This window comes from Polynucleobacter duraquae, assembly GCF_000973625.1.
GTDB lineage: Bacteria > Pseudomonadota > Gammaproteobacteria > Burkholderiales > Burkholderiaceae > Polynucleobacter > Polynucleobacter duraquae.
Window position 1 is genome coordinate 1079527 of sequence record NZ_CP007501.1, and the last position, 14683, is coordinate 1094209.

16 protein-coding genes are annotated in these 14683 nt (G+C 45.3%); 2 read left to right on the forward strand and 14 right to left on the reverse strand.

Annotated elements, in window-relative coordinates:
* Nucleotides 1–3: 3 nt before the first annotated feature.
* From CL55_RS05680 to CL55_RS05740, 13 genes are all read right to left on the reverse strand, one after another.
* Nucleotides 4–1377, reverse strand: coding sequence for a FimV/HubP family polar landmark protein (locus tag CL55_RS05680; RefSeq protein WP_052728776.1), 1374 nt, complete (start codon nt 1375–1377; stop codon nt 4–6).
* Nucleotides 1370–2533, reverse strand: coding sequence for an aspartate-semialdehyde dehydrogenase (gene asd / locus CL55_RS05685; protein WP_046330228.1), 1164 nt, complete (start codon nt 2531–2533; stop codon nt 1370–1372). The genes CL55_RS05680 and asd overlap by 8 nt, the downstream gene beginning before the upstream one ends.
* A gap of 51 nt (nt 2534–2584) precedes the next feature.
* Nucleotides 2585–3658 carry a 3-isopropylmalate dehydrogenase gene (gene leuB, locus CL55_RS05690; RefSeq protein WP_046330229.1) on the reverse strand — a complete coding sequence of 358 codons (1074 nt, stop codon included), beginning with the start codon at nt 3656–3658 and terminating at the stop codon, nt 2585–2587.
* A gap of 24 nt (nt 3659–3682) precedes the next feature.
* On the reverse strand, nt 3683–4330 hold the full coding sequence (leuD, locus tag CL55_RS05695; protein ID WP_046330230.1) for a 3-isopropylmalate dehydratase small subunit: 648 nt from the start codon (nt 4328–4330) through the stop codon (nt 3683–3685).
* A gap of 27 nt (nt 4331–4357) precedes the next feature.
* The gene (locus CL55_RS05700) at nt 4358–4543 is read right to left on the reverse strand and encodes a hypothetical protein (protein WP_205621257.1); all 186 of its coding nucleotides are present in this window, start codon (nt 4541–4543) and stop codon (nt 4358–4360) included.
* Between the two features lie 33 nt (nt 4544–4576).
* Nucleotides 4577–5986, reverse strand: a complete 1410-nt coding sequence (leuC, locus tag CL55_RS05705) for a 3-isopropylmalate dehydratase large subunit (RefSeq protein WP_046330232.1) — start codon at nt 5984–5986, stop codon at nt 4577–4579.
* Nucleotides 5987–6006: 20 nt separating this feature from the next.
* Nucleotides 6007–7320, reverse strand: a complete 1314-nt coding sequence (gene gltA, locus CL55_RS05710; protein WP_046330233.1) for a citrate synthase — start codon at nt 7318–7320, stop codon at nt 6007–6009.
* An 82-nt stretch (nt 7321–7402) separates the two neighbouring features.
* Nucleotides 7403–7672 (reverse strand): FAD assembly factor SdhE, encoded by a 270-nt coding sequence (locus CL55_RS05715; RefSeq protein WP_046330234.1) that lies wholly within the window; start codon nt 7670–7672, stop codon nt 7403–7405.
* The gene (locus CL55_RS05720) at nt 7669–8373 is read right to left on the reverse strand and encodes a succinate dehydrogenase iron-sulfur subunit (protein WP_046330235.1); all 705 of its coding nucleotides are present in this window, start codon (nt 8371–8373) and stop codon (nt 7669–7671) included. Before CL55_RS05720 ends, CL55_RS05715 begins: the two co-directional genes overlap by 4 nt.
* Nucleotides 8374–8390: 17 nt before the next feature.
* The gene (gene sdhA, locus CL55_RS05725; RefSeq protein ID WP_046330236.1) at nt 8391–10169 is read right to left on the reverse strand and encodes a succinate dehydrogenase flavoprotein subunit; all 1779 of its coding nucleotides are present in this window, start codon (nt 10167–10169) and stop codon (nt 8391–8393) included.
* Between the two features lie 4 nt (nt 10170–10173).
* Nucleotides 10174–10539, reverse strand: a complete 366-nt coding sequence (gene sdhD / locus CL55_RS05730) for a succinate dehydrogenase, hydrophobic membrane anchor protein (RefSeq protein WP_046330237.1) — start codon at nt 10537–10539, stop codon at nt 10174–10176.
* A gap of 24 nt (nt 10540–10563) precedes the next feature.
* Nucleotides 10564–10983, reverse strand: a complete 420-nt coding sequence (sdhC, locus tag CL55_RS05735) for a succinate dehydrogenase, cytochrome b556 subunit (protein WP_046330238.1) — start codon at nt 10981–10983, stop codon at nt 10564–10566.
* 141 nt (nt 10984–11124) lie between these two features.
* Nucleotides 11125–11862: a GntR family transcriptional regulator gene (locus CL55_RS05740; RefSeq protein WP_052728777.1), complete on the reverse strand. Its 738-nt coding sequence runs from the start codon at nt 11860–11862 to the stop codon at nt 11125–11127.
* Between the two features lie 149 nt (nt 11863–12011).
* Here CL55_RS05740 and CL55_RS05745 point away from each other — a divergent pair, with 149 nt between their 5' ends.
* Nucleotides 12012–13001, forward strand: coding sequence for a malate dehydrogenase (locus CL55_RS05745; protein ID WP_046330240.1), 990 nt, complete (start codon nt 12012–12014; stop codon nt 12999–13001).
* A gap of 12 nt (nt 13002–13013) precedes the next feature.
* Nucleotides 13014–13388, forward strand: coding sequence for a hypothetical protein (locus CL55_RS05750; RefSeq protein WP_046330241.1), 375 nt, complete (start codon nt 13014–13016; stop codon nt 13386–13388).
* 83 nt (nt 13389–13471) lie between these two features.
* Here CL55_RS05750 and CL55_RS05755 read toward each other — a convergent pair whose 3' ends face one another.
* Nucleotides 13472–14683 carry a DUF2863 family protein gene (locus CL55_RS05755; protein ID WP_046330242.1) on the reverse strand — a complete coding sequence of 404 codons (1212 nt, stop codon included), beginning with the start codon at nt 14681–14683 and terminating at the stop codon, nt 13472–13474.

The window sequence follows — 14683 nt, forward strand, 5'->3', positions numbered from 1 at the left end:
AGTTTAGCTATTGGTATGCGGAAGCTCAGTTAAAACACCTTGCGCTTCAACCACGATTTCAGGGTCAATTGATGCACCAATATGCACAATCTCTTCAAGTGACTTCTTGGCTGCAGAAAAATCTTCAATCGTGATGTAGGCTCGGGCTAGGTTTAATCTCACCCTAAGCTCATCAGGCGTCAGATCTGATGTGGAAGGCTTGGCAACCGGTAAATCCAGATTAATGCTCCCAAATAATGCCTTGGCTTTATCGGACATACCCTCATGGTGAGCATGATCACTTCTATGATGATCGGGTGCTGGAGATTGCTTCTGCTCGCCTTCAACTGGGTAGTCACGAGCATGAACAGGAGATAAAGCAGTTTTACGAGAATTATTAACAAAAAACCAAATCAAAAGTCCTGTGATCAAAACAAAAGCGAGCAAGCCAAGAAAAGCTGTCTTTACATTAAATCCGCTCTTTCCAGAGTCAAGTACCTCTGGGACGCCTTGAGATTCAGCTAATAATTTTTTTAAGTCTGAAATATTCTTCTCTAACTCTTGTGCTCTAGCATTAGTTTGTTCAAGAATTTTTTCTTGTGCGACTATTTCTTCTGTAATGCGCTTGTTATCCGCATCTCGGTCTCCACTAGAGCCGATCTTTAAACGATTTTCAGACTTAACAACATCATCAACGCTCACTTCTACACTAGCTAGGTCACTCTTTTTCTCAGTCCATTTTTGCGCCGCCGAGTCTACAAAGTCCTTAGCAACCTTAGAATCAATCGCTTGCACTGCGGCAGGATCAGGAATCAAGAGCTCTGACCCAGCGCGCAAACGATTAATATTGCCACCCGCAAAAGCATCTGGATTAGCTTGATACAAAGCCATCATTTTCTGATCGATCGAAAACTCGGGTGAAGCTGGATCCATCTGTGAGGCAATCGAAGACAGAGTTTGCCCAGGCTCCACAATAAACTTAGGTAAAGCGCCATTCAAAAATGTATATATCCTAGTGATTGAACCTGTTGACCAATTTAAGGTGAGCAATAAATCTACGAAGATATCCTCAGAGATCGGTACAGCTTTTACCGTTTCCACCAAAACCATCAAGCGCCCATCCTTTGATCGGTACACCATCACTTGGGCATTGAAGTCCAAAATTTTAGGTGAAATACCGAGCCGCTCATAAGCGCTTGCCGATGGTATTGATGCAGATAAAGTGGTTAAAAGAGCTTGCTCATCTGAGGCTAGCTCGATAGGCACCTCAATCCGAAGACTTTCGCCAGGATTAGATACTAAATTTGCCTTGCCTAATGACACGGCAAAAACACTAGTTGATAGTGCAATGCCAATAAAACTAGCAAAGATAAATTTCAGCATCTGAGTATTAGGCATTGCTATCCAATAGAATTCTTAACATTCGACGTAAGGGCTCAGCAGCACCCCACAAAAGTTGATCACCCACAGTGAAAGCACCAAGATATTCAGGACCCATCGCCATCTTATGCAATCGTCCGATAGGTACCGTCAATGTGCCGCTAACAGCGGCTGGAGATAGTTCACGCTCAGTAATCTCGCGATCATTTGGGACCACCTTGACCCATTGATTGTCATTGGCCAATATGGCCTCAATCTCTTTAAGCGGAATATCTTTTTTGAGTTTGACGGTGAGGCCTTGTGAGTGGCAGCGCATCGCACCAACACGAACACATAAACCATCAATAGGAATGCTACCCGGGGTTCTAAACGCAGGTCGACCCAAGATCTTATTAAATTCAGCTCCGCCCTTCCACTCTTCTTTGGTTTGACCGTTCTCGACGGGAACGTCAATCCAAGGAATCAGGCTACCCGCTAGAGGAGTATTGCGGAAGTTTTTCTTTGGAAAATCAGATGAACGTAATGTCTCAGTGATTTTGCGATCAATATCCAGAATCCAAGAAGAAGGATCAGCTAATTCAGTGGCTACGCTATCGCGCAATGCGCCCATTTGCAATAACAGTTCACGCATATTTTGGGCGCCAGCACCTGAAGCTGCCTGGTAGGTCATAGCACTAATCCACTCGACCATATCAGCCTTAACCAAACCACCCATAGCCATCATCATTAAGCTGACTGTGCAGTTACTACCAATCCAGTTTTTTCCGCCAGCAGCCAGCGCCTTATCAATCACTGGACGATTCACTGGATCTAAAATCAAGACCGCATCATCCTTCATGCGCAAAGCACTAGCGGCATCAATCCAGTGACCCTGCCAACCAGCAGCACGCAGTTGAGGAAAAATCTCATTGGTGTAGTCACCACCCTGACAGGTCAAAATAATGTCGCAACGCATTAGTGCTTTGATATCATTTGCATCGAGCAAAGTATTTTCACTCTGAGTCACTTTTTGACCATTTAAGAGTGGCACTTCACCACCAGCCTGGCTGGTACTAAAAAATACAGGCTCAATCAGATCAAAATCTTTTTCAGCCAACATTCTCTCCATGAGAACGCTACCAACCATACCCCGCCATCCAACTAAGCCGACTAAAGGTGTTTTTGTATTTGACATGATGAGCAATATCTATTCAGTGTGATGAAATATTTTTAATATAAGCAATTCTTATTTTGCAAGGGCGGCAACCACGGCATTACCCATTTCAATGGTAGAAACTTTTTTTGTACCTTCGGTATAGATATCGGCGGTACGTAAACCTTGAGATAAAACCTGTTGGACTGCCGCTTCGATACGATCTGCTTCTGCAGGCAAACCCAATGAGTAACGCAACATCATTGCTGCAGAAAGAATCGTTGCCAATGGATTGGCAATACCCTTACCCGCGATATCGGGTGCTGAGCCATGGCTTGGCTCGTACAAGCCTTTATTATTTTTATCCAATGAAGCAGATGGCAACATACCAATTGAGCCAGTCAACATCGAAGCTTCATCTGAAAGAATATCGCCAAACAAGTTACCAGTCACCACCACATCAAATGCTTTGGGCGCCTTCACTAATTGCATAGCAGCGTTATCAACATACATATGCGTTAACTCAACATCAGGATAATCTTTGCCAACACGAATCATGACATCGCGCCACAACTGTGAAGTCTCTAAGACGTTGGCCTTATCCACGCTGCACACCTTTTTGCCACGCTTACGAGCCGCTTCAAAAGCGACACGGCCAATACGCTCTACTTCAGGTTCGCTGTAGTGCATCATGTCGAAACCTTCACGGGCACCCTTAAATAAAGGCAATTCAGATGTGCGGATACCACGTGGCTGACCAAAGTAGATATCGCCGTTCAGTTCACGAATAATCAATATATCTAGACCGCTAACAATTTCAGGCTTTAAGCTGGATGCAGCGGTAAGCTCGTCATAGCAAATAGCAGGTCTGAAGTTTGCAAACAGCTCAAGATGCTTGCGCAAACCTAAGATGGCTTGCTCTGGACGGAGTTCACGAGCCAAGCCGTCATATTTCCAGTCGCCCACAGCACCAAACAAAATAGCATCTGCTTTTTTAGCAAGCTCTAAAGTTGCAGGCGGCAATGGATGTCCAGCGACATCATAAGCAGCACCGCCAACAGGTGCTGTCTCTAGGTCAAATTGAGGACCAAGCGCGTTTAGCACCTTGACGGCTTCAGCAACGATTTCCGGGCCGATACCATCGCCCGGTAGGACTGCAATTTTCATGAAAAGGCCTTTAACTCTTTAAAACTACGGCAGTTGTGTAGCAAGCCAAGGCATCTTCAGAATGCGCTCAGCTTCGTAAGCCTTGATTTTATCTGCATGTTGCAGGGTTAAGCCAATATCGTCTAAGCCGTTCAGCAGGCAATGCTTTCTAAATGGCGCCACATCAAAGCTGTAAGCGGTTCCATCAGGCAGGATGACTTGCTGGGCCTCTAGGTCAATTGTGAGCTGATAGCCACTAAAAGCCAAAGTTTCGTTAAATAAATGGTCTACCTGTAACTCCGAGAGAACAATCGGTAAAAGGCCGTTTTTAAAGCAATTATTGTGAAATATATCAGCAAAACTAGGAGCAATGACCGCTCTAAAGCCATACTGATCTAAAGCCCAAGGTGCATGCTCACGAGAGCTGCCACAGCCAAAGTTCTTCCGGGCCAGCAAAATACCAGCATCTTTATAGCGCGGTTGATTTAAAACAAAATCTGGATTGATTGGGCGAGCGCTGCAATCTTGACCAGGCTCACCATGATCCAAATAACGCCATTCATCAAACAAATTCTGGCCAAAACCCGTTTTCTTAATTGATTTTAAGAACTGTTTGGGAATGATGGCATCGGTATCCACATTTTCGCGATTCAGCGGGGCTACCAAGCCTTTGTATACCGTAAATTTTTCCATAATATTTTTGTGATGATTGCTGTGAACTTACTTTACTGGCGTCACAACAACATCTTTCCCTTGAGTTTGGGACTGATTGCTTGTGTTGGAATTTTTGCTTCCGCCCATAGAGTTACCCATGGTTTGGAGATCTTTACCAACACCTTCCATTGTATTTGCGCAAGCAGACAGGATGATGCCGATAACAGCAACTATCGTCAATTTTTTAATCATTGTGAAAGAAGGCCATTTAAACACTGTAACTCCTTATGAAATCTTACGAACATCAACAAAATGCCCTTCAATCGCTGCAGCAGCAGCCATCGCAGGACTCACTAAGTGCGTTCTTCCGCCATTACCTTGGCGACCTTCAAAGTTGCGATTGGATGTAGATGCACAACGCTCACCGGGCTCAAGGCGATCTGCGTTCATTGCCAAACACATAGAGCAGCCAGGCTCGCGCCACTCAAAGCCAGCAGCTTTAAATACCCGATCTAAACCTTCGCGCTCAGCTTGGGCTTTTACCAATCCGGAACCAGGAACTACTAATGCCAACTTCACATTAGCAGCCACCTTCTTACCGAGACGATCAACTACCTTGGCAGCAGCACGAATATCTTCAATACGACTATTGGTACAAGATCCAATGAACACTTTATCAATAGAGATATTGCTTAATGGTGTGTTGGGAACGAGACCCATGTATTCAAGCGCACGCTCCATTGCAGAACGCTTGTTACCATCACGCTCTTTTTCAGGATCGGGAACGCGATCACTAATAGCTAAAACCATTTCCGGAGAAGTTCCCCAAGTTACTTGAGGGGCAATTTCTTCTGCGCGTAGCTCAACTACCGCATCAAACTGTGCATCTGAATCTGAATGCAAGGTACGCCAGTATTGCAGCGCATGTCGCAAAGCCTCGCCTTTGGGGGCGTAAGGTCTACCTTGGATATATTCGATTGTGGTTTCATCAACGGCCACAAGTCCCGCACGAGCACCAGCTTCAATGGCCATATTACAAACAGTCATCCGACCTTCCATGGAAAGGTTGCGAATAGCCTCACCAGCAAACTCAATGGTGTATCCAGTTCCACCTGCAGTGCCGATCTTACCAATTACGGCAAGGACAATATCTTTCGCAGTAGAACCTGGTTGTAGACGTCCATCAACCTTAACCAACATGTTCTTGCTTTTTTTCATCAGCAAAGTTTGGGTGGCTAAAACATGCTCAACTTCAGATGTCCCAATACCAAAAGCTAGCGCACCAAAAGCGCCATGCGTACTGGTATGCGAATCACCACAGACCACCGTCATACCAGGTAAGGTTGCGCCCTGCTCTGGTCCAATGACGTGAACAATCCCTTGGCGGGTATCGTTCATTTTGTATTGCGTAATACCAAAGGCGTCGCAGTTTTGATCAAGCGTATCTACTTGTAACTTCGATATCGGATCAGCGATTCCTTCGGAGCGATCTGTTGTGGGAACATTGTGATCCGAAACAGCCAAATTCGCTGAGATTCGCCACACTGGACGGCCCGCTAAATTGAGTCCTTCAAAAGCCTGAGGGCTGGTTACTTCATGCAATAACTGACGATCTATGTAAATCGTGGCCGTGCCATCTTCTTCGGAATAGACGACATGGTCATCCCACAATTTATCGTAAAGCGTGCGTGACATGAATACCCTCGAATACTTTTTTATTTACGAACAGAGATGTTGGGAACCTTGCGTGAAGTTTCTCCAACATATAACTGACGTGGACGGCCAATTTTATACTCAGGATCAGTAATCATTTCTTCCCACTGAGCAATCCAACCCACTGTTCTCGCCAAAGCAAATACACAAGTAAACATTTCAGTTGGGATACCCAAAGCACGCTGAACAATACCAGAGTAGAAGTCTACGTTTGGATAAAGCTTACGGCTGACAAAATATTCATCTTCCAGGGCAATCTTTTCAAGAGTCATGGCTAGCTTGAACAATGGATCATTTTCCAGACCCAGTTCTTTCAATACTTCATGGCAGGTTTCACGCATCAGTTTTGCACGTGGGTCAAAGTTTTTGTAAACCCGATGACCAAAGCCCATCAAGCGAACGCTAGAGTTCTTATCTTTGACTTGAGCAATGAAGTCATGAATCTTATCCACACCGCCATTAGCCTGAATTTCATTCAACATCTCTAAGCAAGCTTCGTTTGCTCCACCGTGAGCCGGTCCCCACAGACAGGCAATACCAGCAGAGATGGCAGCGAATGGATTAGTACCGGAGGAGCCACACAAACGCACTGTTGAAGTAGACGCATTTTGTTCGTGGTCGGCATGCAGGATAAAGATGCGATCCAAAGCACGTACTAAGACTGGATTGACCTTGTACTCTTCACAAGGAGTTGCAAACATCATGCGCATGAAGTTGGCTGTGTATGACAAAGAGTTGTCAGGGTAGATAAATGGCTGCCCTACAGAATACTTGTAAGACATTGCAACCAAGGTTGGCATCTTAGCAATCAGACGAATCTGAGCAATTTCGCGTGCCTTATTCTGACTATAATCAATTGCGTCATGGTAAAAAGCCGCCATCGCACCAACTAAGCCAGTCAATACAGACATTGGGTGCGCATCACGCCGGAAACCGCGCAAGAAGAATTGCATTTGCTCGTGAACCATCGTGTGGTGTGTTACCAATTCCTCAAAATCTTTTTTCTTGGTAGCATTAGGTAGCTCACCATTAATTAGCAAATAGCAAACCTCCAAGAAGTCGCAATTATGCGCAAGATCTTCAATGGGATAACCGCGATAGAGCAACTCACCTTTATCACCGTCGATGTAAGTGATTTTGCTATTACAAGAAGCGGTAGATAAAAAACCTGAATCGTAAGTGAACTTGCCGGTTTGACCGTAAAGTTTACGAATATCAATTACATCGGGACCAACGGTGCCTTTATAAATTGGCAAGTCGATATCTGGTGTGCCGTCCGAAAACGATAATTTTGCCTTGATGTCCGATTCAATCATTTCTAATCCTTAGTCATTCAAATTGATGATTACTACATTATGTGATCACGCATCTAAACTACAACTGCAACACCATGCTGAATTATTTCTGTCTCAGCTTTTGTAAAACTGCCTTAAAAGAATCTTCTTGAGACTCTTTTTCCAATCCCGCCACAGAATCCCTGCGACCAATTAAGAGATCCATCAAGTCATTGTCTTCTAAAGCAAATAACTGGCTCAATACTTTTCCATCCTCTACGCTTAATTGAGAGCCATAGCGCTCAAAAAAACGCTGCAGAATCAGATCATTTTCAAGCAAACCCCTGCGGGCATCACTCTTTAAACGATATAACTCTGCATTACTGAGGGTCATACCGCCCTACGTACCATCAATTCCTTGATCTTTCCAATTGCCTTGGTCGGATTGAGATGCTTAGGACAAACGTCCACGCAGTTCATGATGGTATGACAGCGGAATAAACGGTATGGGTCTTCCAAATTGTCTAAACGCTGCGCTGTGTCCTCATCCCGGCTATCTGCAATAAAACGATAAGCTTGGAGCAAACCCGCTGGGCCAACAAACTTATCTGGATTCCACCAGAAAGATGGGCATGAAGTTGAGCAGGAGGCACACAAGATGCACTCATATAAACCATTCAACTCTTCACGCTCTTCAGGGCTCTGAAGACGCTCTTTCTCTGGGAATGGATTGTCATTAACTAAGTAAGGCTTGATAGAGAGATATTGCTTAAAGAACAAAGTCATATCCACAATCAAATCACGCACCACTGGCAAACCAGGTAATGGGCGTAATGTAATGACTTCAGGCAAGGTCAACATATTGGTCAAACATGCCAATCCATTCTTACCATTAATGTTCATAGCATCTGAGCCACAAACACCTTCACGACATGAGCGGCGATAGGAGATGCTTTCATCTTGTTTCTTTAAAGAAATCAAGGCATCCAACAACATACGCTCACCAGTTAACTCAAGCTCGTAGCGCTCCATACGTGGCGCAGCATCGACATCTGGATCGTAGCGGTAAATTTCAAATACACGAATATCACTCATTTTTAATTTCTCTTCGCTTAGAAAGTACGTTCTTTTGGAGGGAAAGACTCAACAGTCAATGGCTTAAGGACAACCGGCTTGTAGTCCAAGCGGTTACCTTCGCTATACCAAAGTGTGTGCTTCATCCAGTTGTCATCATCACGATGTTGATGATCATCATGAGAATGCGCACCACGACTTTCAGTTCGTGCTGCAGCTGAAATCATGGTTGCATTAGCAGCCTCGATCAGGTTAGCAACTTCCAAAGCTTCGATACGCGCCGTATTGAAAATTTCAGACTTGTCTTTCAACCACAAGTGTTTAGCACGCTCTGTCAACTTCGCCATTTGACGAACACCCTCGTCCATCAACTCTTGATTGCGGAACACGCCAGCGTATTTTTGCATCGTCTTACGAATATCGTTTGCAACATCTTGCGCGTACTCACCAGAGGTGGATTCATCAAGAGCAGCAATACGAGTTAGAGTTTGCTCACCAGCATTAGCAGGCAATGGTTTGAATTCGCGCTTCTTAAGATCCATCGCAACAATATGATTACCGGCTGCACGACCAAATACTAATAAGTCGAGCAATGAGTTAGTACCCAAACGGTTTGCACCGTGAACAGATACGCAAGAGCACTCACCAATGGCATAGAGACCATTCACGATTTCATTAGGTTTGCCGTTAGCTGGGACAACAACTTGACCATTAATGTTGGTAGGAATACCGCCCATCTGATAGTGAATCGTTGGTACAACAGGAATTGGCTCTTTCGTAACGTCAACGTTAGCAAAGTTGATACCGATTTCATAAACCGAAGGTAAGCGCTTCATGATGGTCTCAGCACCAATGTGCGTTAAGTCGAGAACAACATAATCGCCATTCGGGCCACAACCGCGCCCTTCTTTAATTTCCTGATCCATGCAGCGTGATACGAAATCGCGTGGCGCTAAGTCTTTATAAGTTGGGGCATAACGCTCCATGAAGCGCTCGCCATCCTTATTGCGCAAGATGCCGCCTTCGCCACGACAACCTTCAGTCAACAATACCCCTGCACCAGCTACGCCAGTTGGGTGGAATTGCCAGAACTCCATGTCTTCCAATGGAATACCTGCACGAGCTGCAAGACCCATACCGTCACCGGTATTAATAAATGCGTTTGTTGATGCATCCCAAATACGACCAGCACCGCCAGTAGCCATCATGACTACTTTGGTTTCTAAAATATAAACTTGGCCTGTTTCCATTTCGAGCGCAGTAACACCAACGACATCACCCGCGTCATCACGAATCAAATCGAGAGCTAACCACTCAACGAAGAAGTTTGTTTTTGCACGAACGTTTCGCTGGTACAAGGTATGCAACATGGCATGACCAGTACGGTCAGCTGCAGCGCAAGCACGTTGAACGGCTTTCTCGCCATAGTTCGCTGTGTGTCCACCAAATGGGCGCTGATAAATGGTGCCATCCGGATTGCGGTCAAAAGGCATACCGAAGTGCTCAAGCTCATAAACAACTTTTGGAGCTTCGCGGCACATAAACTCGATCACGTCTTGGTCACCTAACCAGTCGGAACCTTTGATCGTGTCATAAAAATGATAGTGCCAGTTATCTTCACTCATGTTGCCGAGTGAGGCGCCGATACCGCCCTGGGCAGCAACGGTATGTGAGCGCGTTGGGAAAACCTTAGTTAATACCGCAACATTCAGGCCAGCCTCTGCTAATTGCAAAGAAGCGCGCATACCTGAACCACCTGCACCGATAATTACCGCGTCGAACCGACGGCGTGGCAATACTTTTTTAATCGCGGTCATTGAATTACACTTTCCACAAAATTTGTACGGCATAGGCCGCACAGGCTACGAGATACAAAACAGTTAACACTTGGAGTGTTAAACGAATACTGACAGGCTTGATGTAGTCCATCCAGATATCGCGGATACCAATCCACGCGTGATAGAACAAGCTGATGAAAAATAACAGCGTCAGGAGCTTCATGAGCTGGTTGCTAAATAACGAAGCCCAACCTTCATAAGTTGCGCTACCAGTGATGGTGTAGTTAGCCAAAAGAACAATCGTAAAAACTACCATCACGATGGCTGTGGCGCGCTGAATAATCCACTCTTTGAGGCCGTAATGGGCGCCAACAACTAAGCGCTTAGGTCCAATCTGATAAATAGGCATTCGATTTCCTTAGTGAATAAGTGCTTAATACAGGCCAAAAAGTTTGAGGCCAACAATTGCGGTTAGGGCAAGGCCTAAGAAAAATACGATGATTGCAGAGCGGTTGGCATCTGCCTTTTCAACGCCAATCTCTAAATCCAATAGAAGATAGCGAATTCCGGCACAAAAATGGTGCAAAAAGGACCAAATTAATCCCAGTAGAACAATCTTTACCAGCACATGACCTGTAATTGCCTGAAAGGTTTGGTAACTCATCTCAGAGGCTAAGCTTTGATCTAAAAGATAAAGCAAGAATGGCAACGTCAAGAACAGTGCTGCCCCGCTGATTCGGTGAAGGATGGATACTTTTCCAGCCCAAGGAAGGCGGTACTTAATTAACTGAGCAAGACCAATGTTTCGGTAAACAGGTCTATCTTTTTTTACATCTTGCTGTGCATCAACCATGGGTAATCTCAATCTTTCGGTGGAGGTTCAGTGTGGTTTTGTTGTGTTGCAACATATTCTATTGGAAACCTAGTGATGGTGGGGACTTTTTAGCGTTTAAAGGGGTTAAAAACTGGTTTTTGCTGATTTTGAGTGTACTACCTAGTTTAATTTGTTGTCGTAATGCTGACCGTTAGTGTCATATCTTGCGTGCCGAATTTCTACTGGTTTATTCCCGTAGGTGAAAGCCACACGTTCAACAGAGAGTAAGGCGGCACCCTCTGAAATTTGGAGATATTTGGCTAGGTCTGAACCCGCCAAGACGGCCTTAATTTTTTCCTCTGCCCGAACCATATGAGTAGCATATTCACTCTCATAGAAGGCATACATTGGGCCAGGCCAAGCATTGAGCATCTCTAGATTTAAGCCTTTAAAGCGGGCTTCTGGGAGCCAAATCTCTTCAAAAGCGATTGGTCGACCCGCAGAGCTTTGTATTCGATCAATCCGAATAATGGAATCGCCTGGCTTGATCTTAAGTAAGCGCGCAATATAGGGGTCCGATGGGATGTTCTCGCAGGCTAGAAACTGGTTTTTCAGGTGCAACTTCTCACCAGAATCAGGTTCTAAACGTAAAAAACGATATTGGAAGTCTTCCTCTTGATGGGTTGCTACAAAGGTACCTTTACCTTGGCGACGAATTAGCAAGTTTTGTGCAGCTAGTTCATCAATAGCTTTACGAACCGTCCCCTGACTCACTGCATATCGAGCTGCAAGCTCCATCTCGCTGGGGATTGCATCTCCAGGCAACCATTCAGAAGCCTGCAAACTCGCCAAAATCATGGCTTTAATTTGCTCATAGAGCGGGCTAAACGAGGCAATTGGTTCGGATATAAGGGACAAATTAGCTCCAGGACAACTGATGTTGGATAAAATTGAGGCTTATTTCATATCTTATATAAGACATGATTGACAGTGTAAATGGAAAGTCCATACACTTGAATGGATAATAGAAAAAAATAGTTAATTAACCTCAACTGGAGTTATTAGTAATGGCAAAAGCCCCAATGCGTGTTGCAGTCACCGGCGCAGCCGGTCAAATCGGATATTCCCTACTCTTTCGTATCGCCAATGGCGACTTATTGGGCAAAGATCAGCCAGTTATCCTTCAGTTATTAGAAATTCCTGACGAAAAAGCTCAAAAAGCCCTAGCTGGCGTGATGATGGAGCTCGAAGACTGCGCTTTCCCCCTTTTGGCCGGTATGACAGCGCACTCTGACCCGATGACCGCATTTAAAGATATCGATGTTGCTTTATTGGTTGGCGCACGTCCACGTGGCCCAGGTATGGAGCGCAAAGATTTACTCTCAGCCAATGCGCAGATTTTTACAGCGCAAGGCAAGGCATTGAATGCCGTAGCGAAGAAAACAGTCAAAGTATTGGTAGTTGGCAATCCAGCAAACACCAATGCCTATATCGCCATGAAATCTGCACCAGACATTCCTGCGAAAAACTTTACAGCGATGTTGCGCTTGGATCACAACCGCGCACTCTCACAATTGGCTAGCAAGCTAAACAAGCCTGTTGCTGACATTGAGAAACTGGTTGTGTGGGGCAACCATAGTCCTACCATGTACCCTGACTACCGCTTTGCGACTATCGACGGCAAGTCTGTAAAAGACAGCATCAATGATGCAGCCTGGAATAAAGATACTTTCATTCCTACAGTTGGTAAACGTGGCGCTGCCATTATTGAAGCCCGCGGCCTGTCTTCTGCAGCTTCTGCAGCTAATGCGGCAATTGATCATGTGCGCGATTGGGTTTTGGGTACCAATGGTAAGTGGGTCACCATGGGCATTCCATCCAAAGGCGAATACGGTATTCCTGCTGAAATAATCTACGGCTATCCGGTAACTTGCGAAAACGGCGAATACAAGATGGTTGAGGGTTTAGAAATTGATGAGTTCTCACGTGAACGTATGAACCACACGCTCAATGAATTGCTTGAAGAGCAAGCTGGCGTTAAACATCTCCTCTCATAAGGATTTATACATATGAAGCAAACCCTTCTCATCGCTAGCTTGGTCGCAAGTGCCCTTCTGGTATCTGCCCAAGCCAATGCTAGTGAAGAAGTATCCACTTGGACTTGCAGTGAAAGTAAGCAATTCAAAACTTCTGGAACAACTGAAACGGTTCGCCTCACTTGGGAATCCAAAACATTTGAACTGAAGCGCGAAAACTCCCTACCCGGAAGCTTGCGTTATAAAAATACCAATACTGGACACGATCTTGTGGTGCTGGGTAATAAGGCAATGCTATTTAATATTAAGTCTGGAACTCGCCTTGCTGATTTCTGCCAAACAGCGGAAATGAAAACTGGCAAGCTCCCACACTTGTTTGCAAATTCAGAGCCCTTTGTACAGAACTAAATGTAATGCTTCGCAATAAAAAAGCCGAGACATTCTCGGCTTTTTTGTTTTTATCTCTCAGTTTTAAAGCTAACTGAATTGAATTAATGAAATAAGGGTTGCTGAGTCGGTGCATCATCTGGTAACTCAGCATGCACAGCATCACCTGATCGATCTGGGAACAGTGGTGCACCGCAGTCATCACAAAGCTCTGGGTCAAAGAGCATTGCATGGCGAAAGACATCCTCAACACCTGCATTACGAAGCGCATCAGCAATTCGCTTCATCGGACTTTCATCATCAGACAAATCATTGAGTGCATCGTTGGCAACGCTCTCGCGATCATACAAAGGCCATATCACTCCGTACACCACTTCAGCAGAGCCTTTTAAGCTAAAAGAAATTCGATACTCATCAGCCTGATCTTCACCAAAGGCCCCCACTACGCAGGACAATCCCGCAGGCATGACTCCGAGCGTACTCTCCAGAAAATTCGCAGCAGCTCGAATACTTAGTGGACGTACTTGTTTATCCGCCAATCGACAGTTAGTGAAATAGGCCTCTGGCAATAGGAGCTCAAACTCGCAACCCGGTAAAAGTGCGGCAATAGGTTCTTGCATTGCATTTTGCCAACCAATTAAGCTCACGCCTCGCTCTTGACGTGTTGGCACCTCAGCTTGCCAACGGAATAAAGGCATTCCAGAAGGAGCAGCAACCGCGGCGATGATAAAGCGTGGATCAGCCAACACTGCAATGGTCTCCGACATATCGCGCAGTTCTAACTTCACTTCACTGGAGGTAATAGCGGCCGTAGCTAGAGCCTCAGTTAGCAAACGCGTTTGGCAATGGGAGTGCGGCATTTGATCAATACTGTAAAGCCAAGGAACAATCGCCAAGCGTGTATCGCTAGCAGTTATTGAGCTCTGCAATGCAGCGGCAGTAGATTCAATCACATTTACCGGTAATACCCCAGAAGGAATCTGATAGCGAGTGTGGGCAACGATGGGTAAAGCCAATAGCAGCACATCCCAATTCTGACCCTCATGCTCCATCACCAAAGATTCAGCTAGAGTCTCAGCACAATCAGCAAGTACCTCGAAGGCCAGCGTATTTATTCGAAATGTTTGATCTAGGGATGCGTCGATCACATTTTGATTTTGACTTTTGAGAAGGCGCATTAAACGAACATTTAAGCGCTCTTCCCAAAACTGGTCTTCAATATGACTGCCAGAGGCCGCCAAAGAAATTGCATCTGCTACTAGGCGTTCCACATCTGGTGAAGCACGTTGTGAGGATTTAGTGCGATGAACAGCCAT

What these genes read in the sequence shown, in the direction of transcription:
- CL55_RS05680 (WP_052728776.1), bottom strand. Translation starts at nt 1,377, where the DNA reads ATGCCTAATACTCAGATGCTGAAATTTATCTTTGCTAGTTTTATTGGC.
- asd (WP_046330228.1), bottom strand. Translation starts at nt 2,533, where the DNA reads ATGTCAAATACAAAAACACCTTTAGTCGGCTTAGTTGGATGGCGGGGT.
- leuB (WP_046330229.1), bottom strand. Translation starts at nt 3,658, where the DNA reads ATGAAAATTGCAGTCCTACCGGGCGATGGTATCGGCCCGGAAATCGTT.
- leuD (WP_046330230.1), bottom strand. Translation starts at nt 4,330, where the DNA reads ATGGAAAAATTTACGGTATACAAAGGCTTGGTAGCCCCGCTGAATCGC.
- CL55_RS05700 (WP_205621257.1), bottom strand. Translation starts at nt 4,543, where the DNA reads ATGATTAAAAAATTGACGATAGTTGCTGTTATCGGCATCATCCTGTCT.
- leuC (WP_046330232.1), bottom strand. Translation starts at nt 5,986, where the DNA reads ATGTCACGCACGCTTTACGATAAATTGTGGGATGACCATGTCGTCTAT.
- gltA (WP_046330233.1), bottom strand. Translation starts at nt 7,320, where the DNA reads ATGATTGAATCGGACATCAAGGCAAAATTATCGTTTTCGGACGGCACA.
- CL55_RS05715 (WP_046330234.1), bottom strand. Translation starts at nt 7,672, where the DNA reads ATGACCCTCAGTAATGCAGAGTTATATCGTTTAAAGAGTGATGCCCGC.
- CL55_RS05720 (WP_046330235.1), bottom strand. Translation starts at nt 8,373, where the DNA reads ATGAGTGATATTCGTGTATTTGAAATTTACCGCTACGATCCAGATGTC.
- sdhA (WP_046330236.1), bottom strand. Translation starts at nt 10,169, where the DNA reads ATGACCGCGATTAAAAAAGTATTGCCACGCCGTCGGTTCGACGCGGTA.
- sdhD (WP_046330237.1), bottom strand. Translation starts at nt 10,539, where the DNA reads ATGCCTATTTATCAGATTGGACCTAAGCGCTTAGTTGTTGGCGCCCAT.
- sdhC (WP_046330238.1), bottom strand. Translation starts at nt 10,983, where the DNA reads ATGGTTGATGCACAGCAAGATGTAAAAAAAGATAGACCTGTTTACCGA.
- CL55_RS05745 (WP_046330240.1), top strand. Translation starts at nt 12,012, where the DNA reads ATGGCAAAAGCCCCAATGCGTGTTGCAGTCACCGGCGCAGCCGGTCAA.
- CL55_RS05750 (WP_046330241.1), top strand. Translation starts at nt 13,014, where the DNA reads ATGAAGCAAACCCTTCTCATCGCTAGCTTGGTCGCAAGTGCCCTTCTG.
- CL55_RS05755 (WP_046330242.1), bottom strand. Translation starts at nt 14,683, where the DNA reads ATGGCTGTTCATCGCACTAAATCCTCACAACGTGCTTCACCAGATGTG.